The organism is Pseudooceanicola sp. NS-SX8 (genome assembly GCF_057380755.1).
In genome coordinates this window covers 1,768,877-1,791,934 of sequence record NZ_CM170819.1, presented here as the reverse complement: position 1 = coordinate 1,791,934, position 23,058 = coordinate 1,768,877, and the positions used below count along the sequence as shown (strand labels likewise).

The following is a 23,058-nucleotide window of genomic DNA, read 5'->3' as shown; positions in this document are numbered from 1 at the left end:
GTCGCCGGAGGCGACAATGGAAAGGAAGTGGAGGGCTCTGCCCCCCCGTCGTCGGAGGCGACGATGGAAAGGAAGTGGGGGGCTCTGCCCCCCGCGCGTGCCGCGCTCCCCCCGGGATATTTTTGGCCAACAAATAGAAGCAAGGGGGGACAGCGCCCTTCCGGGCGACCTACTTTTGCAATGGAGAGCGTCCAAGCCCTCCATGGCAAACGGCGGGCGCCATACCGGGCACCGTCCCCCCTCCTTCAACCCGCCGGAAATACTCCCGCCGGAGGCATCCGACCCCGGCCACAGGTGCAGGCGCCCGATCCACTGGACGCCCCCGACGCCTGCGTGTAAGGAATGCGCCATGATGTTTCCGCGTTTCGCCATCATCATTCGAATTACATGCCCGGCGCTCTGAACTCGAGCGGCCGGGACAAGGCGTATGGGATACCGCGCCGACCTTTCACAGACATTGCGACTTCCTGAGACGGACCACGACCTATGTGCGCCGAGACGCCTGACTACAAAGATACCCTGAACCTGCCCCAGACCTCCTTCCCGATGCGGGCGGGCCTGCCCAAGCGCGAGCCCGACTGGCTTGCCCGTTGGGAGAAGATCGGGGTCTACGACCGCCTGCGCGAGAAGGAGGGCCGCACGCCCTTCACGCTCCACGATGGCCCCCCCTATGCCAACGGCCACCTGCACATCGGCCACGCGCTGAACAAGACGATCAAGGACATGATCGTCCGCTCGCACCAGATGATGGGCCATGACGCGCGCTACGTCCCCGGCTGGGACTGCCACGGCCTGCCCATCGAGTGGAAGATCGAGGAACAGTACCGCAAGAAGGGCAAGAACAAGGACGACGTGCCGATCGTCGACTTCCGCCAGGAATGCCGCAAGTTCGCGGAAGGCTGGGTCGACATCCAGCGCGAGGAGTTCAAGCGTCTGGGCATCACCGGCAACTGGGCCGATCCCTACCTGACCATGAACTTCCACGCCGAGCGCGTCATCGCCGAGGAATTCATGAAGTTCCTGATGAACGGCACGCTCTACCAGGGCTCGAAGCCGGTCATGTGGTCCCCCGTCGAACAGACCGCCCTGGCCGAGGCCGAGGTCGAGTATCACGACAAGGAAAGCTTCACCATCTGGGTGAAGTTCAAGGTCGCCAACGAAGGCCACGACCTTCAGGGTGCCCATGTCGTCATCTGGACCACCACCCCCTGGACCATCCCCTCCAACAAGGCCGTCGTCTTCGGCGCGGACTATGCCTATGGCCTCTACGAGGTTACCGGCACGCCCGAGGAATGCTGGCTGAAGGTCGGCGAGAAGTACCTGCTCGCCGACAAGCTCGCCGCCGCCACCTTCGCCAAGGCCCGCCTGTCGGACGACCAGTGGACCCGCGTCCGCGACGTGCCGACCAGCGAACTGGCAGACCTGAACCTCCTCCACCCCCTCGCCGGCACTGAGGGTGCAAATGGCGAATGGGACGACCTGCGCGACTTCCGCGCCGCGCCCTTCGTCACCGACGAGGAAGGCACTGGCTTCGTGCACTGCGCGCCGTCCCACGGGATGGAGGAATACGAGCTTTACCGCGATCTGGGCATGCTCGATCAGGTCATCACCTACAACGTGATGGATGACGGCGGCTTCCGCGCCGACCTGCCCTTCTTCGGTGGCAAGTACATCCTGTCCCGCAAGGGCGGCGAAGGTGACGCCAACAAGGCCGTCATCGACAAGCTGGCTGAGGTCGGCGGCCTGATGGCGCGCGGCAAGATCAAGCACTCCTACCCGCATTCCTGGCGCTCCAAGGCGCCCGTGATCTTCCGCAACACGCCCCAGTGGTTCGCCGCGATCGACCGCAAGGTCGGCGACGGCCATGACGAACACGGCGAGACGATCCGCGAACGCGCCCTGAAATCCATCGAGGAACTGGTGAAGTTCACGCCCCAGTCGGGCAAGAACCGCCTGCATTCCATGATGGAAACCCGCCCCGACTGGGTCCTGTCGCGCCAGCGCGCCTGGGGCGTGCCGCTGACCTGCTTCACCAAGGCCGGCGCCCTGCCCACCGATCCCGACTTCCTGCTGCGCGATCCGGCCGTCAATGCCCGCATCGTGGAGGCATTCGAGGCCGAGGGCGCGGACGCCTGGTACAAGGATGGTGCCAAGGAACGGTTCCTGGGCGAAGGCTACAATGCGGACGAGTGGACAAAGGTCGATGACGTTCTCGACGTCTGGTTCGACAGTGGCTCCACCCACGCCTTCGTGCTGCGCGACCGCGAAGACGGCACCGAGGACGGCATCGCCGATGTCTACATGGAAGGCACCGACCAGCACCGCGGCTGGTTCCACTCCTCCCTGCTGGAGGCCTGCGGCACCCTGGGCCGCGCGCCCTACCGCAACGTGGTCACCCATGGCTTCACGCTGGACGAGAAGGGCAACAAGATGTCCAAATCGCTCGGCAATACCGTGGCGCCCGAGGATGTCATCAAGCAGTACGGCGCCGACATCCTGCGCCTCTGGGTGGCCCAGGCCGATTACACCGCCGACCAGCGGATCGGTGACACCATCCTGAAGGGCACCGCCGACAGCTACCGCCGGCTGCGCAACACCATGCGCTTCATCCTGGGCTCGCTCGGTGACTTCACCGAAGCGCAGCGCGTCGCGCCTGCCGACATGCCCGAGCTGGAGCAATGGGTGCTGCACCGCCTGGCCGAGCTGGACGAGGTCGTCACCAAGGGCTACCGCGCCTTCGACTTCCAGGGCGTCTTCCAGGCCGTGTTCAACTTCGCCACGGTGGAGCTCTCGTCCTTCTACTTCGACATCCGCAAGGATGCGCTCTACTGCGACGGCGAAACGCCCCGCGCCCATGCCGCGCGCACCGTGCTGGACATCCTGTTCCACCGGCTGACCACCTGGCTCGCGCCGGTTCTGGTCTTCACCATGGAAGAGGTCTGGCTGGAACGTTTCCCGGGCGAGGACAGCTCCGTCCACCTGCAGGACTTCCCCGAAACGCCCGCCGCCTGGCAGAACGATACCCTGGCCGCCAAATGGGCCCGCGTCCGCCAGGCCCGCCGCGTCGTCACCGCCGCGCTGGAAATCCAGCGGGTCGAAAAGGTCATCGGTGCCTCGCTCGAGGCCGCTCCGGTCGTCCATGTCGAGGATGAGGCCGTGCTGGCGGCGCTGAAGTCGGTCGATTTCGACGACATCTGCATCACGTCCGGCATCAGCCTGACCGCCGACGCCGCCCCGCAGGAGGCCTTCCGCCTGCCCGAGGTCCCCGGCATCGCCGTGGTCTTCGAAAAGGCCGAGGGCGAGAAGTGCCAGCGCTGCTGGAAGATCCTGCCGGACGTGGGCACCCACACCCACGCGCATGTCTGCAGCCGCTGCGACAGCGCGCTCGGCTGATCGACAGTCCTGAGATCACCGAAAAGGGGCGGCCCTCGGCCGCCCCTTTTTCTTGTCCGCCATAGGCTTCGCCCTTGGGGCACTGAAAGCCGCCGACAGCGCCCCGGCATGCCGTCCCCGGGATGCCCAGCGCCCCGCACCTCCGCCAGCCTTCACAGCCGCGCCATCAAGGCAGCATCAGGCCGCGGGCTCGCTCCGATGCGCCATCAGCGTCGAAAGCTGCTTCACCAGCGCGTAGATATGCATTGATGTTCCCGGGGCGGTCACGCCGGACCTGCTGGCCTCCGCCAGCATGCCCTGGAAAAGGGACATCGCATCCATCCGGGTCGGCGCATCGCCCTCCGGGCTGCCGGCCTCTGCTTCCACCTTCGTGCCTGCGCTGTCCTCTTCCGCGACCGGAGGCGCGGGCGGCAGCGCCGTGCGGACGGTCTCCGCCGGTTCCGGCAGGGGCTGCGCCTCCGTCGGGGTGGCCTGTCGCGGCGGTTCCGCCTCAAGCTCGGCCGCCAGGCTCCGAAGCTCCGGCGTGAAGAGGGCACGCGCGGCGGGCAATGTATCCAGCATGACACTCTCCTTCGTGATAGGTCCTGTACGCTGTCATATGCTGTACGGGACTGGTTCTGGTTCGGGCTGGCCCTGTACGGAACAGGGTCATCCTTGCAGGCGGGCTTGCAGACGGGCATCGTGCCCCCTGGCCTGTCCGGCCTGCGCATCCCCGAAAGGTCATCCGTCGGACCGGGCCCCATGATCGGCCCCCTGCTGGGGCCACCTGATGAGTCTCCCCGAGTCTGCGCCTCAACTCTTTACAGGAGCTTAACGGCAGAAAGTTTACGCCCGATTACGCCCTCCCGCCCCCGCCGGGACCTGCTATACCGGGGCCATGCCCTGCCTTTCGCTCGATACGCCCACCGGCCGCTTCTGGCTCCTCGAAGAGGAGGGCGCGATCACCCGCGCCTCCTGGCGCCCCCTTGGGCCGGACAGTCCGACACCCCTGCTGGAAAGCGCCCGGGATCAGCTACGGGCCTATTTCGACGGGCAGCTCGACACCTTCGACCTGCCGCTGCGCATCGCGGGGTCCGCCTTCCAGCAGCAGGTCTGCGCCGCCATCGCCGCCATCCCCCGGGGCGAGACACGCACCTATGGCGACCTGGCCCGTGCCCTGAAGGCCCCGGCACAGGCCGTGGGCCAGGGCTGCGGCGGCAACCCGATCCCCGTGATCGTGCCCTGTCACCGGGTGCTTTCCTCCACCGGGCTCGGCGGGTTCTCGGGAGAGGGCGGCGTGGAAACCAAGGTCTGGCTGCTCAGGCACGAAGGCGCCGCCTCCCTGCTGCTCTGACCGCCCCCCTGCCCCCCCCGGCACAACGAAAAACGCCCGGCACCTCTCGGCACCGGGCGTTCCCGAAAATGTCCGGCCCAGCTTCTGGCCCAGCTTCTGGCCCGGCCTCGGATCTCAAACTGCGGCCAGCTTGGCCCCGCCCTTGGGTTTGGCATCGCCGTTGGCATCGATGAACTGCAGCACCAGCGGGCGGATGTTGTTGCGCCAGGAGGAGCCGGCGAAGATGCCGTAGTGACCCGCGCCCGGTTCCAGGTGGTTCGACTTCATCTCGTCCGGCACGCCGGTGCACAGGTCCAGCGCGGCCACGCATTGCCCGGGGGCCGAGATGTCGTCCTTCTCGCCCTCCACGGTCTTCACCGCGACATTGGTGATCTTGCCGATGTCGACCGGGTGGCCGTTGATGGTGAACTCGTTCCTGGCGATCTCGCCGTTCTTGAAGATGCGTTCCACCGTCGACAGGTAGAATTCAGCGGTCATGTCCATGACGGCAAGGTATTCGTCGTAGAACCGGTTGTGCCGGTCATGGTCGCCCGCCTCGCCCCGTGCCACGCGGAAGATCTGCTCGCCGAAGGCGGTGGCGTGGGTGTCCAGGTTCATCGAGATGAAGGAGGTCAGCTGCAGCAGGCCCGGGTAGACCTGACGGCCGATGCCCTTGTACTTGGCGCCGACGCGCTGGATCATCATCTGCTCCAGCTGGCCCATGCTGACGCGGTTGCCGAAATCGGTCACCTCGGTCGGGGTGGCATCCGGGTCGATCGGGCCGCCGATCAGGGTCAGGGTGGCGGGCTGCGCCTCGGGGAAGATCTCCGCCAGGTAGGCTGTGGCGGCCAGCACCAGCGGCGCGGGCTGGCACACGGCGATCACGTTCACGTCCGGGCCCAGTTCCTTCATGAAATCGACGCAGTAGAGCGTGTAATCCTCGACGTCGAACTTGCCCTCGCTGACGGGAATGTCGCGCGCATTGTGCCAGTCGGTGATGTAGACCTCGCAGTCGGGCAGCAGGGAAACCACCGTCGACCGCAGGAGGGTCGCGTAGTGACCGGACATCGGTGCCACCAGCAGGACCTTGCGCTTCTTCTCTTCCCGACCCTGCACCTCGAAGTGGATCAGGTCGCCGAAGGGGCGTTCCACGATCTTGGCGATGGACACCAGGTGATCGCGGCCATCGTCGCAGGCCACCGAATGGATGCCCCAGTCGGGCTTGGCGATCATGCGCTTGTAGGCGCGCTCCGTCACCTCGCCCCAGGCGGCCATCATCGTCAGCATCGGGTTCGGCACCAGGGCGAAGGCCGGGTAGGAGGCGAGGCTCAGCGCAGAGGCACCCATCCACTGCTGGGTATTGCGCACCGTCTCCATAAGGTCGTAGCTTGCCATAAAGCGCATCGGTCTCTCCTTGTCGCGGGGCAGCGCCCGGCATCTCCGTCACTGGGGTCTTCCGGGCAGCGCAGGCAGGGTCTGTCACACCGTGTGGGAGGCCGCCGCGTACCGGCACCTCCGGGAGAATCCCGCGCATGCTGCAGAGCAGAAAATAGGGGGGAATCGTTTACATGACAATACAAGAGACCCACGAAGGTGACGTTTCGGGAAACGAAAACCTCGAAAAGTTGAGCGCAAATCTCGCCAGGGTTGAGCAGCTGAGCCAGCGTTTCCTGCAGGCGCTGAAGGACCGGCAGCAGATGCATCCCGGCCTGTCGGGCCCCTCGCCCACGCTTTTCGCCCAGGCCGCCGGCGCCTACTGGACCGAGATGATGCAGAACCCCGCGCGCATCTTCGAACATCAGCTTGAATACTGGGGCAAATCCGTCACCCACTTCCTGGAGGCCCAGGAGGCCCTGGCGCGCGGCAAGCTCGAAGCACCCGAAGATGACGGCCCAGAGGATCCCCGCTTCTCCAACCCGCTGTGGAAAAGCCACCCCTACTTCAACTACGTCAAGCAGCAGTATCAGCTGAATACCGCCGCCATGACCCAGGCGGTCGAGGATGTCGACGGCATGTCGCCGCTCGAAAAGCAGCGCCTGCGCTACTTCACGCGGCAGATTGCCGACATGATGGCGCCCACCAACTTCCTGGCCACCAACCCCGACGCCCTGGAACGCGCCCTGGAAACCGACGGTGAAAGCCTGGTGCAGGGGCTGGAGAACCTCGTCGCCGACCTCGAGGCCAACGGCGGAGAGATGCTGGTGCGGCTGGCCGATGGCTCCGCCTTCCAGCTGGGGGAAAACGTGGCGACCGCGCCGGGCAAGGTCGTCTGGCGCAATCACATGCTGGAACTGATCCAGTACACGCCGACCACCGAAAAGGTGCATTCCACCCCCCTGCTAATCTTCCCGCCCTGGATCAACAAGTTCTACATCCTCGACCTGAAGGAGAAGAACTCCCTCATCCGCTACATCGTCGACCAGGGCTACACGCTCTTCGTCGTCTCCTGGGTGAACCCCGATGCAGGCTACCGCGACGTGGCGCTCGACGATTACGTTCAGGACGGCTACCTGGCGGCCATCGACCAGGTGAAGGAGATCTGCAAGGTCAAGCAGGTCAACACCATCGGCTACTGCATCGGCGGCACCACCCTGCACCTGGCGCTGGCCCTGCTGAAGAAACGCGGCGACCGCTCGGTCAAGTCCGCGACCTTCTTCACCACCCTGACGGATTTCTCCGACCAGGGGGATTTCACCCCCTTCCTGCAGGACGATTTCGTCGACGCGATAGAGGTGGAGGCCCAGAAGGTCGGCATCCTGCGCTCCGCCATCATGGCGCGCACCTTCTCTTTCCTGCGCTCCAACGACCTGGTCTACCGGCCCGCGATCCGCAGCTACATGATGGGCGAACAGCCCCCCGCCTTCGACCTGCTCTTCTGGAACGGCGATGGCACCAACCTGCCGGCGAAGATGGCGGTGCAGTACCTGCGCGACCTCTGCCAGCGCAACCGCCTCGTCGGCGACGGGATAGAGATCTGCGGCGAGACGCTGAAGATCTCCGACGTCACCGTGCCGCTCTGCTCCATCACCTGCGAGACCGATCACATCGCCCCCTGGATCCCCGCCTACCGCGGCTTCCTGAAGACCGGCTCGAAGGACCGCACCTTCATCGTGTCCCAGTCCGGCCATGTGGCGGGCATCGTGAACCCGCCGTCCAAGAAGAAGTACGGCCATTACACCAACGCCGAACTGCCCGACACGCCGGAGGCCTTCATGCAGGGGGCGGAGTTCACGGCCGGCTCCTGGTGGCCCCGCTGGGAACGCTGGCTGCATGCCCGCTCCGGCAGAATGATCGCCCCGCGCGACCCCGGTGACGCGACTCACCCCGCGCTCTGCGATGCCCCCGGAACCTATGTCGCGGCCCCGCTTCCCTTCTGAAAAGACACGCTTCCCCGGGCGGCGGGCAATACGTTTCCGTAACGTCGCCCGGCAAGCACTTGGCAAGGCTTCCTAATCCATACGGCCCCTCCCGTTTTTGCCGCAGCGCAGAAAAAACCTTGATTTGCTGCACTGCAGCATTCATACTCTATGGCAAGACGAGTTCCCGGGGCCGACCACTGGCCCCACCGCCAGAAGAGGATGGACTAATGGCAAAGACCCAAGACTTCACCGCGATCATGAAGGACTTCATGGGCGCATTCCCGGTCGACACGACTTCCATGGAAGACGCGTTCAAGACCCAGGCTGCCCTGAGCGAGAAGTTCTCCGCCGTGGCAATCGACGCTGCCACCAAGTCGACCGACCTCTCCACCAAGTGGACCAAGGACACCCTGACCAAGATGACCGAGCTGTCCAAGGTCAAGGCTGATCCGGCCGACTACGCCAAGGCGATGACCGATTTCGCCTCTGCCTGCGCCGAGTCCTCGGCAGAGCACATGGCCGCCTTCGCCGAGATCGCGAAGAAGGTCCAGACCGACACGGTCGAGCTGATGATGGCCGCCGGCAAGGACATGACCGAGGAAGCCTCCGCTGCCATGCAGAAGGCCACCAAGGACGCGACCGCAGCCGCCAAGAAGGCCGCAGCCGCCAAGTAACGACCCCGCCGGGGCGTCCCCCCTGCCCCGCGCGTTTCGCGCCCCCAGTGCTCCTCCCCTCGAAGCGGGGCGTGATGAAGAAGGGCGGGTCCGAAAGGACCCGCCCTGTTCCGTTCCGGCCCCCGCACCGCGCCCCACTGGCACTGCTCCGGCGGCCAGCGGGCGATCCCGGCCCCTCCGGTGGCAGCCCCGGCAACCCGGTGACGCCCCCCCCGATCGCCCCGGAAAATCGCCCGGCAAAGCCGCCCACCCTCCCTGCCCAGCCTCCCCGCCCAGGCTTCGCGACAGGTGCTTCCCGCAGCCCCAGGGCTGCCCCTCTGGTACCCCGCGCGGACATTCCGGCCCCTGCCGCTGCCCCCCCGCCTTTCCCCGCAGGCGTCAAAGCCTCAGCGAAGATGCGGAGAATGCTTCCTTTTTGCACGGATCCCCTCTACGCTTTCCGCCAGCACTGCAACGACGGGAGGGATAACCTGTGGCAGACAAAGCATCTCCGCTTCTCATCAAGCGCTATGCGTCGCGAAGGCTCTACAACACGGAGACCAGCGATTACGTGACCCTGGAGGACATCGCGGGCTTCATCCGCGACGGTCGCGAGGTCCAGATCGTCGATCTCAAGTCGGGGGACGACCTGACACGGCAGTACCTGCTGCAGATCATCGCGGAGCATGAAAGCCGCGGCGAAAATGTTCTGCCGCTGAACGTGCTGACCGATCTGGTGCGCAGCTACACCAGCTCCGCCGGGTCCGTGGTGCCGCAATTCCTGGCCGCATCCTTCGAAATGCTCCGCGACGGGCAGTCGAAGATGATGGAGAACATGGAAAAGATGAACCCGATGATGGCCAACATGCCGGGCATCGAAGCCATGCAGGCCCAGCAGGCCGCCTTCCTGAAGGCGATGACCTCCGGCTTCTCCGGCAACTGGTCCGGTCCCGCCGCAGAGGGAGAGGAGGAGCAAACCGCCTCCGACGACCTCGACGCGATCAAGAAGCAGCTGGCGGACCTGCAGTCGAAGCTGTCCAAGCTGAGCTGACGAAAAGCCCCCCGGGCCCGTCCCCTGCCCGCTTCCGGAGGAGGGAAGCAGGCGGCGCGGCGTCCGGGGCCGGCATGCCAATCAAGGCGGGCGCCCCATGGCCGAGAAATCCTCCACAGCCTCACCCGGGCGGATCACGCTCTGGGGGATAGAGGTCTTCGTGGCCACGGCCGAGGAACGCTCGATCACCGCCGCCGCCCGGCGGCTCGGCGCCTCTCCCTCCGCCGTGTCCCAACAGCTGACGAACCTCGAAACCGCGCTGGACGTCACGCTCCTGCTGCGCTCGGCCCGTCCCGTCACCCTCACCCCGGCCGGGGAATCCTTCCGCCGCCGGGCAGAGGCGATCCTGACGGAGGCCGCCCAGGCCCGCGCCGAACTGGCCCTTGCGGGCGCCCCCTCCCTCACCCGGCTCCGCCTCGGCGTGATCGAGGATTTCGAGGCCGACGTGACCCCCGACCTGCTGACCCGCATGGCACGGGACCTGTCGGATTGCCGCTTCCTGCTGGAAACCGGCGCCTCCCACTACCTTCATGATCAGCTGGATGCCCAGGCCCTGGACGTGGTCATCGCCACCGCCATGGGCGAACCCGAAGACTGGGCAGAGGTGCATCCGATCCTGCGCGAAGGTTTCGTCGTGGCCACCGGGCGCGGCACCGTCGACCCGGCGCGCCCGCTGCTGGCGCAGCTCAAGGCGCAGCCGATGATCCGCTACACCACACGGCACTACATGGGCCGGCTGATCGCCACGCACCTGGCGCAGCAGAACCTGAAGCTGGATCACCGCTTCGAACTGGACAGCTACCACGCCATCCTGGCCCTGGTCAGCGCCGGCGCCGGCTGGACGATCCTGCCGCCGCTGGCGCTGCTGCGGGCGCGGCGGCTGATGCCCCGGCTGGACGTGCACCCCCTGCCCTTCTCTCCGCTGACCCGCACCATCGTGCTGACCGCGCGCAAGGGCATCCTGTCGGACCTGCCCGCGCGCATCGCGGCAGAGCTGCGCGAGCTGCTGCAAAGCATGGGCGAAACCCCCAAGGCGGGCGCCTATCCCTGGCTGGCCGATGCCGTCACCCTGGCCGACGCCCAGGGCCGCTTCCCCGGCTGACCTCCGACTGCCGCCACCCCTTGCCAAGCAGGGCCCCTTTGCAAAGCAGGGCCCCGCGATTTGCAAAGGCGGGCTTCAGCCCAGCGGGTGGAAACAGGCCGCCTGGTGCTGCGCCCCGCCCTCCAGCTTCGGCACGCTCTGCCCGCAGATCTCCGTCGCATGGGGGCAGCGCGCCTTGAAGGCACAGCCCTTCGGCGGGTTCAGCGGATCGGGCAGCTCGGTCTCCCGCCCCTCCGGCGCGGTCAGGGGGCGGCCCACCACCGGCGCGGATCCGGCCAGCAGCTTGGTGTAGGGATGGCGCGGCGCGCGGAAGATGTCCTCCGCCCGGCCCACCTCGACCACCGACCCGAAGTAGAGCACTGCCACCCGGTCCGACACCGCCTCGACCACCGCAAGGTCGTGACTGATGAACAGATAGGTCAGGCCCAGCTCCCGCTTCAGCTCCGCCAGCAGGTTCAGCACCTGCGCCTGCACCGACACGTCCAGCGCCGACACCGGCTCGTCCAGGATCAGGATCTTCGCCTCCGCCGCAAGCGCCCGCGCGATGCCGATCCGCTGCGCCTGCCCGCCGCTGAATTCATGCGGGTAGCGGTCCAGGAACTCCTCGCGCAGGTTGACGCTGGCGAAGATCTCGGAAATCCGCGTCTCCCGCTGGGCGCGGTCCATGCCGTGCAGCCGCTTCAGCGGCGCCTCCATCACCTGCCGGATCGTCTTGCGGGGGTTCAGCGACGAAATCGGATCCTGGAAGACGTACTGGATCTTCTTGCCGAACTCCGACGGGTCGGCATTGTCCAGCGGCGCGCCGTTGATCTCGATCGTTCCTTCCGTCGGCGGCAGCAGCCCCACCAGCATCCGCGCCAGCGTGGACTTGCCGCAGCCGCTCTCGCCCACGATGCCCAGGGTCTCCCCCTGCTCGACCACCAGATCGACGGGCTGCACCGCATGCACCATGCCCTTGGGCGCGCCCAGCAGGCGCTTGCCCACCGGGAAGCTCTTCTTCAGGCCGTCGAGTTTCAGAACTTCGGTCATGCCACGGCCTCCTTCACGTCCGCTTCGGGATCAATGCAGCGCACGGCGCGCAGGCCCTGCCCTTCCAGCGCGATCTCGCCCGCGCGGCAGGCCTCGGTGGCCTTCAGGCAGCGCGGCGCGAAGGCGCATCCGGGGTCCAGCCGGTCCACCGCCGGGGGCAGACCCGGAATGGCCTCCAGCTTGCGCCGGCCGCCGCCCAGCTCGGGCACGCAGGCGATCAGCCGCGCGGTATAGGGATGCGCCGGCGCTTCCAGAACGGCCTCCGTCGGGCCGGTCTCGACGATGCGCCCGGCGTACATGACGGCCACCCGGTCGCACAGCTGCGCCACCACGCCGAAGTCATGGGTGATGAAGACGATGGCCAGCCCGCGTTCGCGCCGCAGGTCGTTCAGCAACGACAGCACCTGCGCCTGCACGGTCACGTCCAGCGCCGTGGTCGGCTCGTCCGCGATGATGACATCGGGGTCATTGGCCAGCGCCATGGCGATGCCCACCCGCTGCCGCATGCCGCCCGACATCTCGTGCGGATAGGTCTCGGCCCGGCTCTCGGCATTGGGAATGCGCACCTGCTTCAGCAGGTCGACGGCCCGGCGCTTCGCCTCGCCCTTGCCGATCCTGTGGTGCACAAGGATCGCCTCGGCCAGCTGGTCGCCCACCTTGTAGAGCGGGTGCAGCGTCGCCAGCGGATCCTGGAAGATATAGGCCACCCGGTCGCCGCGCAGGCTGCGAAGCTGCTCATAGGGTGCGCCCACCAGGTCCTCGCCCTTGTAGCGCGCGGCCCCCCCGGTGATCACGCCCGGAGGCGAGGCGACCAGCCCCATCACCGACAGCGCGGTCACGGACTTGCCCGATCCGCTTTCCCCGATGATGCCAAGGCATTCGCCCGGGTTCACCTTCAACGACACACCGCCCACGGCCTTGTAGACGCGGTTCTTGACGTGGAACTGCGTCTGCAGGTCCTGCAGCTCCAGCACCGCCTCGGCATCGGCCGACTTGGGCGCGGGCGCCTCGCGCTTCACCCGGGTCGCGGGCATCGGCCGGGTCAGCGCGCCCGACCGCAGGCGCGGGTCCAGCGCGTCGCGCACCCCGTCGCCAAGCAGGTTGATGCCCATGACGATGACCAGGATCATCGCGCCCGGCACGACAGAGGTATGCGGGTTGGTGATCAGCGCCGAGCGTGCCTCGCCCAGCATCGAGCCCAGGTCCGCCTGCGGCGGCTGGCTGCCCAGGCCCAGGAAGGACAGGCCCGCGGTTTCCAGGATCATCCAGCCGATGGTGGTGGACATGGCGATGACGATGACCGGGATCACGTTGGGCAGGATCTCCGTCAGGATGATCCGGGTGTGGCCCAGCCCGGCCAGACGCGCGGCATCGACGAATTCCTTGTGCGCCAGCCCGACGGTGACGCCGCGGATGTTGCGGGCAAAGAAGGGGATGTTCACTGCCGCAACAGCGATGAGCGCATTCACCAAGCCGGGGCCCAGCGCCGCAACGATGGCCAGGGCCAGCAGGATGTAGGGAAAGGCCATCAGCATGTCGACGGCGCGCATGATCAGGTTGTCGGTCCGCCCGCCGAAGTAGCCGGCGACGATGCCGATGGCCGCCCCGATGACGGCAGCAAAGATCGCGGCGGCAAAGCCCACGGCCAGCGACAGCCGGGTGCCGTACATCAGCCGCGCCAGCAGGTCCCGGCCAAGGTGGTCGGTGCCCAGAAGGTGCCCCGGCGCGCCGGGCAGCAGGAAGCGGTTGGCGGTATCGGTGGTATCGGGGTTCGGCAGCGGCAGCAGCGGCGTGATCAGCGCCAGGAAGACCACGACCAGCAGAACCGCCCCGCCGATGGCGGCCAGCCGGTTGCGCAGGAGAAGGCTCAGGAATTGCATGTCGGTCGTCTCCTCAGGTCTTGATCCGGGGGTCGAGCAGCGATTGCGCCACGTCCACCGCGATGTTGAACAGCACGTAGCAGGCGGCGACGAAGACCACGCCGCCCTGCACCAGCAGGATGTCCCGCTTCAGGATCGCATCCACCAGCATCCGGCCCACGCCGGGCCACTGGAACACCATCTCGATGTAGACCGCCCCCGACAGGACGAAGCCCGCCTGGATGCCCAGCACGGGAATGATGCTGACCATGGCCGCGCGCAGGGCATGCCCCCAGATGACGCGCCCCTCCTTCACGCCCTTGGCGCGGGCGGTCCGGATGAAGTCCTGCCGCAGCACCTCCAGCATGGCCGAGCGCGACAGCCGCGCCACCACGCCCGTGGCCACAACGGCCAGCGCCAGCGCGGGCATGACGAGGTGGTTGGCCACGTCCCTGAACCCGCCGCCGCCATAGGCCATCTTCATGCCGGAGACGGGGAACCACCGCAGGTCCACCGCGAAGATGAGGATCATCATCATGCCGAGGAAGAAGGACGGGATCGAAATGCCCAGAAGGACCACGAAGGTGATCCCCTTGTCGGCCCAGCCGTACTGCCGCGCCGCGCTGACGACGCCCGCCGCGATGCCCAGCAGGGTACACAGCAGGAAGGAGGTCCCCGCCAGCAGCAGCGTCGCGCTGAAACGGTCCAGCACCTCGTCGATCACGGGGCGGTTGAGGCTGAAGGAGGTACCGAAGTCACCTCTCAGCATGTTGCCCAGCCAGATGAAATACCGCTGCACCAGCGGCGCATCCAGGCCGAGGTCCTTGTTGATCTTGGCCACGTTTTCCGGCGTGGCATAGGCACCCAGGATCGCCAGCGCGGGATCGCCGGGGATCATCGCCATGATCAGGAAGACGATCACCGTGATGCCGAACAGCACCGGGATCGCGGACAACAGTCGCTTGAGGATATATCCGGTCATCTCTCACTCCGCTGGGTTTGCCTGGCTGGACGGGTTCGGGCCTCGCCCACGGGACCGCTCCCGCCCGCATCGCGCAATCGGTGGATTTCATCCCCTTGCGCGGGGCACGGGCCCGCCCCCTCTCGCGGCGCGCATCGCCGCCTTTCTGGTGCGCAATCGGTGGATTGCATCCACCCTACGCGGGGCAAGGGACCGCCCCATCTTGCGGCGCTCATCGCCGCCCTCTCTGGTGTGTGATCGGTGGATTGCATCCACCCTACGCCGGCACGGGACTGCCCCATCTTGCGACGCTCATCGCCGCCTCACTGGTGCGCGATCGGTGGATTTCATCCACCCTACGAGGCAGCGCCACGGCCGTAGGGTGGATGAAATCCACCGTCCTCACGACCATGACAAGGACCGCCCCACGACCATCACCATGGCATGCGCCGGGGGCAAGGGGCAGGCCGGATCGCTCCGCCCTGCCCCGCATTACCCGCGCCGGATCAGTTCTTCACCACGTCCTTCAGCAGCAGGAAGAACGAGGGCTCCAGGGCGAAGTTCTCCACCTTGTCGCTCGTCACCGCGTTCTGCTTCCAGTTCGCCACGAAGAGCCAGGGCGCATCGTCCTGCACGATCTCCTGCATCTGCTTGTAGAGGTCGGCACGCTCCTCCTGGCTGGTCGACACGCGGGCCTTCTCCAGCAGCTCGTCCACCTCCGGGTTGGAATAGTAGCCGGAATTGAACCCGCCCTTGTCCGGCCAGGCATCGGTGCGCAGCGCCAGGTAGGGCAGCGTGTCGGGATCGTTGGTCATCCAGGCCATCTCGGCCATGTCCGCCTTGCCCTCCAGACCCGGGTTCACCTCGCCCAGGAAGGTGTTCCACTCGTAGGTCTCGATCTTCACGTCAAAGCCCACGGCCTCCAGATCCGCCTGGATCGCGGTGCCCATGGCGATGGGATCCAGCATGCCGGAACCGCCCTCGGTGACGTAGAAGGTCAGCTCGGGGTTTTCCTGGCCCGCCTCGGCCAGCAGTTCCTTGGCCTTCTCGGGATCGTAGGGATAGGGCGACAGGCTGTCGTCGTAGGCCCAGTTGAACGCGGGCGGGATCGGGCCCGCGGCGACGGCGGCCGTGCCTTCCAGCACGTTGTCCACCAGCGCTTCCTTGTTCACGGCATAGTTCGCCGCCTGGCGCACCAGCTTGTCGGCAAAGGGGCCTTCCTTGGCGTTCAGGATCGCGAACCAGACGTGCGGCCCGGCCTGTTCCACCACGCTGAAATCATCCCCCTCGAACTTCGAAAGCGACACCGGCGGCACCTCGACCATCAGGTCGATCCCGCCCGCCAGCATTTCCGCCGTGCGGGTGTTGGCATCGGTGATCGGCCGGAATACGACCGTATCCAGCGCCGGCGCGCCATCCCAGTAGTCCTTGTTGGCCTCCAGGATCACATGCTCGTTCGACGCCCACTCGGCGAACTTGAACGGCCCGGTGCCCGACGGATGCCGGCCGAAATCGGCGCCGTATTCCTCCACCGCGGCGGGGGAGACGATCAGCCCGGTCGGATAGGCCAGGTTCGACAGGAAGGGCGCGAAGGGCGCGTTCAGCTTGAACTCCACCGTCAGCGGATCCACCACCGTCACCTCTTCGACGGAGGAAAAGAAGAAGGCCAGCGGGAAGGGCCCGGTGTCGTGGTAGGGGTGATCCTCCTTCAGCATGCGGTCGAAGTTGAACTTCACCGCCTCGGCATCGAAATCGCTGCCGTCGTGGAATTTCACGCCCTCGCGCAGGTGGAAGGTATAGGTCGTGCCGTCCTCGCTGATGTCCCAGCTCTCCGCCAGCGCGGGCTCGACCTCCAGCGTGCCGGACTTGTAGCGCACCAGCCCGTCGTAGACGTTCATCAGGATGCGGAAGTCGTTCACCGCGGTGACCGCCGCCGGGTCCAGCGCCTTCGGCTCGGCGATCTGACCGACAACCAGGACGCCCGGCGGGGTCTGCGCCTCCGCCATGCTGCCGCCGAATGCCAGCGCCATCGTCAGCGCCGTGCCCGAGGCCAGCAGCCCCCGGCGGGTCCAGTTCAGAAGTCCCATCTTGCTTCCCTGTTTCATTTCGAGCCTCTCCTCTTCCAAAGCGGCCTTATTGATCATGATAAATTGCAGTCATTCAAATTCTCATGATAAATTCAAGAGGCAAGAAACGACCGGAGGCAACATGACCTTTTCCATTCTCGTCCGTGACGCGGAAACAGGCAGGATCGGCGGCGCGGCGGCCACGGGCTCGCTCTGCGTGGGGGGCTGGGTCCTGCGCGGCCGGGTCGAGGCAGGCATGTCCGCCAGCCAGGGCACCGCGCCATCGACCCTCTGGGGAGAGGCGGTGCTGGACCGGATGCAGGCCGGAACCTCCGCCGCCCGGGCGGTGGAACAGGTCACATCGCCGGACACCGGCCGCGCCCACAGGCAGCTTTCGGCCCTTGATCTGATGGGCGGAACGGCCAGCTTCACCGGCGCCGCTTCCGTCCCCGCCTGCGCCGGGCGCACGGGTGACAACATCGTCGTCGCGGGCAACATGCTGACCTCCGAAGCGGTGCTGGACGCGATCCGCGACGCCTATCTCGCCGCCAGCGGGACGATGCCCCAGCGGCTGATCACCGCGCTCGAAGCGGGGGAGGCCGCGGGCTCCGACAGCCGCGGACTTCTCTCCGCCGCGCTGCTCTGCCTGGGCGCCGACATCTCTCCGCTGACCCTGCGGATCGACGCCTCCGATTCGCCCCTGGCGGACCTCCGCCGGCTGCACGACCGCGCGACGGGCGGGCTCTATGCCGAATGGGCCCATCTTGTGCCCACGAAAGAGGCACCCTTCCGTGCCCCGACGGAAGAGGACTTCGCCCGCCTCGGCTGACCCGCAACGCCCCCGGCCGACGCGCGACGCCCCCGGCTGACGCGCGACGCCCCGTAGGGTGGATGAAATCCACCAACCCCGGCGGCAAGCCCAAACCCGGCCCAACCCCGCCCCAAACCCGGCCCGAACCCAACCCGCAAACAAACTCCCCCCGGATCCCGCACGTCTCCTACGTCCCCACCGCGCGCAGCGTTAACCCCGGCCGATGCGGCCTTGCCGCACCGCCGCGATACCGACGCAATACCGACGTGATACCGACGTGCCGATTTCGCCCCGAAACGCCTGTTAACCCTGGGTTTCGCAAGGTGAGTCGCCGCAGTGCAGTACCGACGTTGGACCGGGGGCGCAGGAAAGCCTTAACCCGGGCCCGTAGCACCCGCCCCGAAAACGGCCCCCTCAGGTGACCCCTCTCAGGTCACCAGGAAGCGCTTCAGCATCTCCGCCTCCTGCCCTTCCATCAGGGCTTCGGCGGTGGCCATGTGATCGGCCATGACCAGCCGCGCGCGATCCGGATCGCCCCGGCGCAGCGCCTCCAGCAATTCCAGCTGGTAGGCGCGCCCGCGCTCCCACAGCTCTGGGTTCGCGGGTTCATAAAGCCTGCGGTAGACCGTCAGATCGCTCAGGATCTGCGCCATGAAGCCGATGACGAAGCCCAGCAATTCGTTGCGGGCGAACTCCGCCAGCAGCTGGTGGAACCGCAGGGAGGCGACGTGCTGTTCACGCTCCTCCTCTATGCTGGCGGAGGGGCGATCGTACATTTCCACCACCGCATCCAGCCGCGACAGCTGCGCATCGGTCAGCTTGCCCGCCAGCGAGGCGGCCAGCTCCGGCTCCAGCCAGCGGCGCATCTGGTAGATATCCTTCAGGGTCAGGTCCCTGAAATAGAAGTAATTTCCCAGCAGGGCGGAGGCACGTTCCCGGCTGACCTCATGCACGAAGGCCCCGCCGCCCGGCCCGGTGCGTGTCTTCACCAGGCCCTGTGCCTCCAGGATGCGGGTGGCCTCCCGGATGGTGCCCTTGGACATGGCGAAACGTTCGATCAGCTCGGCCTCCGCCGGCAGGCGGTCGCCCATGCGCAGGCCCTTTTCGACCACGTAATCCTTGATCGCCTCGGCCACCTGCACCGGGCGAGAGCGCCGCTCGATCCCCGCCGCCGGCCGCGCCGGACCCGCTGCATTGCCGGCAGCACTGCCCTTGCTGTCCGCGTCCTTCTCCCCGTCCTTCATAGGCCCCGCTTCCCGTCCCGCCCTGTCGCGCCCCGCGTCCCTCGCGGTGGCCTCCGGGCGAATTTCTCATGATGGATAGGCAGGCTGCAGCAAAAAGGGCCGGGACGCAATGCCCGGCCCTTTTCCAGCTCTGTCCGACGGCCTTACTGCAGGGCCAGGTCGGTGATCTCATGCGTCCAGGCGCCTTCCGGCTCCTTGGTGATGGCGGGGTTGTCGGGGCTGACGGCGCTCAGCAGCGTGGCCACGGTCTGCTCGTAATCGGCCGGGTCCAGCGTCCCGTCGGAGCCCGCGGTCAGCTTGGCGACTTCACCCATCATGTACTCCTGGTGCTCCAGGGTCTGGGCGCCGGTCTCGTCATATTCCAGAACAATTTCAGCAGCTTCGTCCGGATGCGCCTCGGCGTACTTCCAGCCCTCCATGGAGGCCTTCACGAAGCGGACCATCTTGTCCTTGAACGCCGGATCTTCCAGCTCGTCCTCCAGCACGTAGAGGCCGTCTTCCATCATGCCGACGCCTTCTTCGAGGTAGTTGAAGGTCACCAGCTCGTCCTCGGTGATGCCCGCATCCAGGATCTGACCGTATTCGTTGTAGGTCATGGTGGAGATGCAGTCGGCCTGGCCGTTGATCAGCGGATCGGCCGAGAAGGCCTGCTTGATCACCGTCACGCCGTTTTCATCCGCGCCGTCGGTTTCGATGCCCAGCTTCGCCATCCAGGCGTAGAAGGGATATTCGTTGCCGTAGAACCAGACGCCCATGGTGTGGCCGGGGAAGTCGGCCGGGGTCTCGATACCCGCCGATTTCAGGCAGTTGACCTGCAGGCCGCCGGTCTTGAAGGGCTGGGCGATGTTGACCAGCTCGACGCCACGTTCGCGCGCGGCCAGGCCTGCGGCCATCCAGGTGGTGATGACGTCGGCGCCGCCTGCGGCGATCACCTGTTCGGGCGCGATGTCGGGGCCGCCCGGCTTGATGGTGACGTCCAGATCCTCGGCCTCGTAGAAGCCCTTCTCCAGCGCCACGTAGTAGCCTGCGAACTGCGCCTGGGTGACCCATTTCAGCTGCAGCGTCACTTCGTCGGCGGCCTGTGCGGCGGCCGCGGTCGCGGTCAGGGCAACGGCCCCTGCGATCCAGTTTTTCATCCAATTAACTCCCTGTTTGGTCTTCATTTTATTGGTTGCGCCTTTCAGCGCTGTGACGGGTGCCAGAAGGTCACCCAGCGTTCTATCAGGGCCAGCGCCCCGTAGAAAAGAGATCCCGCCAGAGCGGCCACGACGATCTCGGCCCAGACCATGTCCAGGGCGAGCTGCCCGACCGATGTTGAGATACGAAAGCCCATGCCTGCAATCGGTGACCCGAAGAACTCCGCCACGATGGCGCCGATCAGGGCCAGCGTCGATGAAATCTTCAGCCCGTTGAAGATGAAGGGCATGGCGGCCGGCAGGCGCAGCTTCCAGAAGCCCTGCCAGTAGCTTGCGGCCCAGGTCTTGATCTGGTCGCGCTGCATCGCGGTCGTCTCCTGCAGGCCGGCGGTAATGTTCACCAGCATCGGGAAGAAGACCATGACGGTGACGACGGCGGCCTTGGACTGCCAGTCGAAGCCGTACCACATCACCAGGATGGGCGCGGTGCCGACGATGGGCAGGGCCGCGACGAAGCTGCCCACGGGCAGGATGCCCCGGCGCAGGAAGTCGCTGCGGTCGACCAGGATGGCCACCACGAAGGCCGCCAGCCCGCCGATGACGAAGCCCGACAGCGCGCCCTTCACGAAGGTCTGCACGAAGTCGGTCCAGAGCGTCGGGATGGAGGCGGCAAACCGCGCCGCGATGACCGAAGGCGCGGGCAGGATGACCAGCGGCAGGTCCAGCCCGCGCACGATCATCTCCCACATTGCCAGCAGGCAGAGGCCGAAGATCACCGGCACCGCCAGGCGCACGCCCCGGGTGTCGCTGCCCCGGCCATTGGCCAGCTGTACATTCGCGTACCACAGCGCGCCCCAAAGGATGAAAGCTCCGATCACGAGGGCCATGCGAGCCTCCCCTTCCAAGGGCGCAGGCCCTTGTTTTCAAGAATGAAACCGCTCATCACGACAGCCCCATCCGTTTCAGCACACCGCGCTCCATCAGGCCGATGATCGCCACCAGGCAGGCCGCTAGGATCGCCGTGGCGAAAAGCGCCGACCAGATCTGCACGGTCTGGCCGTAGTAGCTGCCCGACAGCAGGCGGAAGCCCAGCCCCTGCCCCGTGCCCGACGGCAGCTCACCCACGATCGTGCCCACCAGCGAAGACGCCACGCCGATCTTCAGCGAGGCGAAAAGATAGGGCGCCGAGGCCGGCAGCCGCAGCTTCCAGAAGGTCTGCGCCTTGGTCGCCGACCAGGTCTTCACCAGGTCCAGGTCCATGGGCGACGGGCTGCGCAGCCCCTTCACCATGCCCACCACGACCGGGAAGAACGACAGGTAGGCCGAGATGATGGCCTTGGGGATCAGCCCCTGCAGCCCGATGGAATTTAGCACCACGATGATCATCGGCGCGATGGCCAGGATCGGGATGGTCTGGCTGGCGATGGCCCAGGGCATCACCGACATGTCCATGGCACGGCTGTGCACGATGCCCACGGCAAGCAGGATGCCCAGCCCCGACCCGATGACGAAGCCCAAAAGCGTGGCCGACAGGGTGATCCAGCCATGGAAGACCAGGCTGCGTTTCGAGGTGGGTTTCACCTCCATGGTGGATTTCCACAGCTCCGTCACGATCTGGTGCGGCGCGGGCAGGCGCGGCTTGGCCTGGGTCCAGGTATCGGCCCACTGGGCGGGGTTCTTGGCCACCAGCAGGGCCACCGGCGTGGTGCGCTGCTCCTGCATGCCCATGGGGGTCACCTGTTCCCCTGCCCGCTCTGCGGTCATCAGGGCGAACTTGATGTTCATCGGGATGCAGGCGGCATACCAGAACAGCATGATCGCCGCGACCACGGTCAGGACGGGGGTGATGACGGGAAGCAGCACCTGTTTCATCGGCTCCACTCCAGTCGCATTTCCATCACGACCTCAGGCGGTTGCGGCATGCGCCGCCCCACTTCGACGAACCCTTCCCGGGCGTAGAACCGCTGCGCATCCACGTTGGGCACATGGGTGTTCAGCGACAGGTTCTCCCGCCCTTCCTTGGCCTTGTCGAGGAAGGCCTTGCCCCAGCCCCGGCCCCGTTCGCGACAGTAGAGCGCGCCGACATGGCCCGCCTCCGGATCGACGGACATATAGGCGGCAACCGGCTCTCCGATCACCCAGATTTCACGCTGGGGAAAGGCCTCGCGGATATGCCCCTCAAGGTCGGTCCGCGAATGGATCCGGGGCATCCAGCCGGTCTCGTCGATCCAGTCGCTGGCGACGGCGGCACAGGCCGGGATATCCGCTTCCGTGGCCCGCCGCATCTCGATCGGCGCGTCAGTCATAGGCATGCCCCGCCCGCAGCCCCTCGCGCACGCGGTGCGCGATCTCCAGGAATTCCGGGCTGTCGCGGATGTCCAGCGGGCGCTCCTTCGGCAGCGGGCTTTCAATCACGTCGGTGATCCGCCCCGGCCGCGGGCTCATCACCACGATCTTGGTCGACAGGTAGACGGCCTCCGGGATCGAATGGGTGACGAAACCGATGGTCTTCTCCGTCCTGGCCCAGAGCTTCAGAAGCTCTTCGTTCAGGTGGTCGCGCACGATTTCATCAAGCGCACCAAAGGGTTCGTCCATCAGCAGGATATCGGCATCAAAGGCCAGCGCCCGGGCAATGGAGGCCCGCTGCTGCATGCCGCCCGACAGCTGCCAGGGGAACTTCTTGCCGAAACCGGCCAGGTCGACCAGCTCCAGCACCTTCTCGACCCGCGCCTCCTGGTCCGACTTCGAAAAGCCCATGATCTCCAGCGGCAGCTTGATGTTGCCGGCGATCGTGCGCCAGGGATACAGCCCCGCCGCCTGGAAGACATAGCCATAGGCCCGCGCCCGGCGCGCCTCTTCCGGGCTCATCCCGTTCACGGTCAGCGTCCCGGCCGTCGGATTTTCCAGCGCCGCGATGCAGCGCAGGAAAGTTGTCTTGCCGCAGCCCGAAGGGCCGATGAAGCTGACGAAATCCCCCTTGGAGATCTGCAGGTTCACGTCCCTCAGCGCCTGGACCGGCCCGTCGTTGGTCTGAAACGTCAGATCGAGGTGTTTTGCCTCGATCACTGGTACTTGCGTCACG

Annotated in this window: 19 protein-coding genes; 7 read left to right on the top strand and 12 right to left on the bottom strand. The window is 66.5% G+C overall.

Going from position 1 to position 23,058, the window contains the following annotated elements; all coding sequences use genetic code 11:
- Window positions 1-486: 486 nt before the first annotated feature.
- Window positions 487-3,393: an isoleucine--tRNA ligase gene (gene ileS, locus AC2IR1_RS08135; protein ID WP_486475779.1), complete on the top strand. Its 2,907-nt coding sequence runs from the start codon at window positions 487-489 to the stop codon at window positions 3,391-3,393.
- A gap of 177 nt (window positions 3,394-3,570) precedes the next feature.
- Here ileS and AC2IR1_RS08130 read toward each other — a convergent pair whose 3' ends face one another.
- Entirely contained in the window at window positions 3,571-3,954 is a 384-nt protein-coding gene (locus AC2IR1_RS08130; protein ID WP_486475778.1) for a hypothetical protein, read from the bottom strand.
- A 316-nt stretch (window positions 3,955-4,270) separates the two neighbouring features.
- Between AC2IR1_RS08130 and AC2IR1_RS08125 the strand changes: the two genes are divergently transcribed.
- Window positions 4,271-4,726 carry a methylated-DNA--[protein]-cysteine S-methyltransferase gene (locus tag AC2IR1_RS08125; protein ID WP_486475777.1) on the top strand — a complete coding sequence of 152 codons (456 nt, stop codon included), beginning with the start codon at window positions 4,271-4,273 and terminating at the stop codon, window positions 4,724-4,726.
- 114 nt (window positions 4,727-4,840) lie between these two features.
- Here AC2IR1_RS08125 and phaZ read toward each other — a convergent pair whose 3' ends face one another.
- Window positions 4,841-6,109, bottom strand: a complete 1,269-nt coding sequence (gene phaZ / locus AC2IR1_RS08120; RefSeq protein ID WP_486475776.1) for a polyhydroxyalkanoate depolymerase — start codon at window positions 6,107-6,109, stop codon at window positions 4,841-4,843.
- Window positions 6,110-6,273: 164 nt separating this feature from the next.
- Here phaZ and AC2IR1_RS08115 point away from each other — a divergent pair, with 164 nt between their 5' ends.
- From AC2IR1_RS08115 to AC2IR1_RS08100, 4 genes are all read left to right on the top strand, one after another.
- The gene (locus tag AC2IR1_RS08115; protein ID WP_486475775.1) at window positions 6,274-8,082 is read left to right on the top strand and encodes a PHA/PHB synthase family protein; all 1,809 of its coding nucleotides are present in this window, start codon (window positions 6,274-6,276) and stop codon (window positions 8,080-8,082) included.
- Window positions 8,083-8,291: 209 nt separating this feature from the next.
- Window positions 8,292-8,738 (top strand): phasin family protein, encoded by a 447-nt coding sequence (locus AC2IR1_RS08110; RefSeq protein ID WP_486475774.1) that lies wholly within the window; start codon window positions 8,292-8,294, stop codon window positions 8,736-8,738.
- Between the two features lie 472 nt (window positions 8,739-9,210).
- Window positions 9,211-9,768, top strand: a complete 558-nt coding sequence (gene phaR, locus AC2IR1_RS08105; protein WP_486475773.1) for a polyhydroxyalkanoate synthesis repressor PhaR — start codon at window positions 9,211-9,213, stop codon at window positions 9,766-9,768.
- Between the two features lie 97 nt (window positions 9,769-9,865).
- Complete coding sequence (locus AC2IR1_RS08100; RefSeq protein WP_486475772.1) at window positions 9,866-10,870, top strand: LysR family transcriptional regulator; 1,005 nt, start codon at window positions 9,866-9,868, stop codon at window positions 10,868-10,870.
- A gap of 75 nt (window positions 10,871-10,945) precedes the next feature.
- Here the strand turns inward: AC2IR1_RS08100 and AC2IR1_RS08095 are convergent, their stop codons facing one another.
- From AC2IR1_RS08095 to AC2IR1_RS08080, 4 genes are all read right to left on the bottom strand, one after another.
- On the bottom strand, window positions 10,946-11,899 hold the full coding sequence (locus AC2IR1_RS08095; protein ID WP_486475771.1) for an ABC transporter ATP-binding protein: 954 nt from the start codon (window positions 11,897-11,899) through the stop codon (window positions 10,946-10,948).
- Window positions 11,896-13,779, bottom strand: a complete 1,884-nt coding sequence (locus tag AC2IR1_RS08090; protein WP_486475770.1) for a dipeptide/oligopeptide/nickel ABC transporter permease/ATP-binding protein — start codon at window positions 13,777-13,779, stop codon at window positions 11,896-11,898. Before AC2IR1_RS08090 ends, AC2IR1_RS08095 begins: the two co-directional genes overlap by 4 nt.
- 13 nt (window positions 13,780-13,792) lie before the next feature.
- Window positions 13,793-14,740 carry an ABC transporter permease gene (locus AC2IR1_RS08085; protein WP_486475769.1) on the bottom strand — a complete coding sequence of 316 codons (948 nt, stop codon included), beginning with the start codon at window positions 14,738-14,740 and terminating at the stop codon, window positions 13,793-13,795.
- Between the two features lie 485 nt (window positions 14,741-15,225).
- Entirely contained in the window at window positions 15,226-16,806 is a 1,581-nt protein-coding gene (locus AC2IR1_RS08080) for an ABC transporter substrate-binding protein (RefSeq protein WP_486476385.1), read from the bottom strand.
- A 121-nt stretch (window positions 16,807-16,927) separates the two neighbouring features.
- Here AC2IR1_RS08080 and AC2IR1_RS08075 point away from each other — a divergent pair, with 121 nt between their 5' ends.
- On the top strand, window positions 16,928-17,614 hold the full coding sequence (locus AC2IR1_RS08075; RefSeq protein ID WP_486475768.1) for a DUF1028 domain-containing protein: 687 nt from the start codon (window positions 16,928-16,930) through the stop codon (window positions 17,612-17,614).
- Between the two features lie 410 nt (window positions 17,615-18,024).
- Here the strand turns inward: AC2IR1_RS08075 and AC2IR1_RS08070 are convergent, their stop codons facing one another.
- The 6 genes from AC2IR1_RS08070 to AC2IR1_RS08045 all read right to left on the bottom strand — a co-directional run bounded on the left by AC2IR1_RS08070 (window position 18,025) and on the right by AC2IR1_RS08045 (window position 23,057).
- Window positions 18,025-18,738, bottom strand: coding sequence for a FadR/GntR family transcriptional regulator (locus AC2IR1_RS08070; RefSeq protein WP_486476384.1), 714 nt, complete (start codon window positions 18,736-18,738; stop codon window positions 18,025-18,027).
- Window positions 18,739-18,983: 245 nt separating this feature from the next.
- Complete coding sequence (locus AC2IR1_RS08065) at window positions 18,984-19,976, bottom strand: ABC transporter substrate-binding protein (RefSeq protein WP_486475767.1); 993 nt, start codon at window positions 19,974-19,976, stop codon at window positions 18,984-18,986.
- A 44-nt stretch (window positions 19,977-20,020) separates the two neighbouring features.
- Window positions 20,021-20,863: an ABC transporter permease gene (locus tag AC2IR1_RS08060; RefSeq protein WP_486475766.1), complete on the bottom strand. Its 843-nt coding sequence runs from the start codon at window positions 20,861-20,863 to the stop codon at window positions 20,021-20,023.
- A 55-nt stretch (window positions 20,864-20,918) separates the two neighbouring features.
- On the bottom strand, window positions 20,919-21,848 hold the full coding sequence (locus AC2IR1_RS08055) for an ABC transporter permease (RefSeq protein ID WP_486475765.1): 930 nt from the start codon (window positions 21,846-21,848) through the stop codon (window positions 20,919-20,921).
- The gene (locus AC2IR1_RS08050) at window positions 21,845-22,282 is read right to left on the bottom strand and encodes a GNAT family N-acetyltransferase (protein ID WP_486475764.1); all 438 of its coding nucleotides are present in this window, start codon (window positions 22,280-22,282) and stop codon (window positions 21,845-21,847) included. The genes AC2IR1_RS08055 and AC2IR1_RS08050 overlap by 4 nt, the downstream gene beginning before the upstream one ends.
- On the bottom strand, window positions 22,275-23,057 hold the full coding sequence (locus AC2IR1_RS08045; RefSeq protein WP_486475763.1) for an ABC transporter ATP-binding protein: 783 nt from the start codon (window positions 23,055-23,057) through the stop codon (window positions 22,275-22,277). Before AC2IR1_RS08045 ends, AC2IR1_RS08050 begins: the two co-directional genes overlap by 8 nt.
- Window position 23,058: the final 1 nt, after the last annotated feature.

Coding starts and splice junctions, on each gene's coding strand:
- ileS (WP_486475779.1), top strand. CDS start 487: ATGTGCGCCGAGACGCCTGACTACAAAGATACCCTGAACCTGCCCCAG.
- AC2IR1_RS08130 (WP_486475778.1), bottom strand. CDS start 3,954: ATGCTGGATACATTGCCCGCCGCGCGTGCCCTCTTCACGCCGGAGCTT.
- AC2IR1_RS08125 (WP_486475777.1), top strand. CDS start 4,271: ATGCCCTGCCTTTCGCTCGATACGCCCACCGGCCGCTTCTGGCTCCTC.
- phaZ (WP_486475776.1), bottom strand. CDS start 6,109: ATGCGCTTTATGGCAAGCTACGACCTTATGGAGACGGTGCGCAATACC.
- AC2IR1_RS08115 (WP_486475775.1), top strand. CDS start 6,274: ATGACAATACAAGAGACCCACGAAGGTGACGTTTCGGGAAACGAAAAC.
- AC2IR1_RS08110 (WP_486475774.1), top strand. CDS start 8,292: ATGGCAAAGACCCAAGACTTCACCGCGATCATGAAGGACTTCATGGGC.
- AC2IR1_RS08100 (WP_486475772.1), top strand. CDS start 9,866: ATGGCCGAGAAATCCTCCACAGCCTCACCCGGGCGGATCACGCTCTGG.
- AC2IR1_RS08095 (WP_486475771.1), bottom strand. CDS start 11,899: ATGACCGAAGTTCTGAAACTCGACGGCCTGAAGAAGAGCTTCCCGGTG.
- AC2IR1_RS08090 (WP_486475770.1), bottom strand. CDS start 13,779: ATGCAATTCCTGAGCCTTCTCCTGCGCAACCGGCTGGCCGCCATCGGC.
- AC2IR1_RS08085 (WP_486475769.1), bottom strand. CDS start 14,740: ATGACCGGATATATCCTCAAGCGACTGTTGTCCGCGATCCCGGTGCTG.
- AC2IR1_RS08080 (WP_486476385.1), bottom strand. CDS start 16,806: ATGGGACTTCTGAACTGGACCCGCCGGGGGCTGCTGGCCTCGGGCACG.
- AC2IR1_RS08075 (WP_486475768.1), top strand. CDS start 16,928: ATGACCTTTTCCATTCTCGTCCGTGACGCGGAAACAGGCAGGATCGGC.
- AC2IR1_RS08065 (WP_486475767.1), bottom strand. CDS start 19,976: ATGAAAAACTGGATCGCAGGGGCCGTTGCCCTGACCGCGACCGCGGCC.
- AC2IR1_RS08060 (WP_486475766.1), bottom strand. CDS start 20,863: ATGGCCCTCGTGATCGGAGCTTTCATCCTTTGGGGCGCGCTGTGGTAC.
- AC2IR1_RS08055 (WP_486475765.1), bottom strand. CDS start 21,848: ATGAAACAGGTGCTGCTTCCCGTCATCACCCCCGTCCTGACCGTGGTC.
- AC2IR1_RS08050 (WP_486475764.1), bottom strand. CDS start 22,282: ATGACTGACGCGCCGATCGAGATGCGGCGGGCCACGGAAGCGGATATC.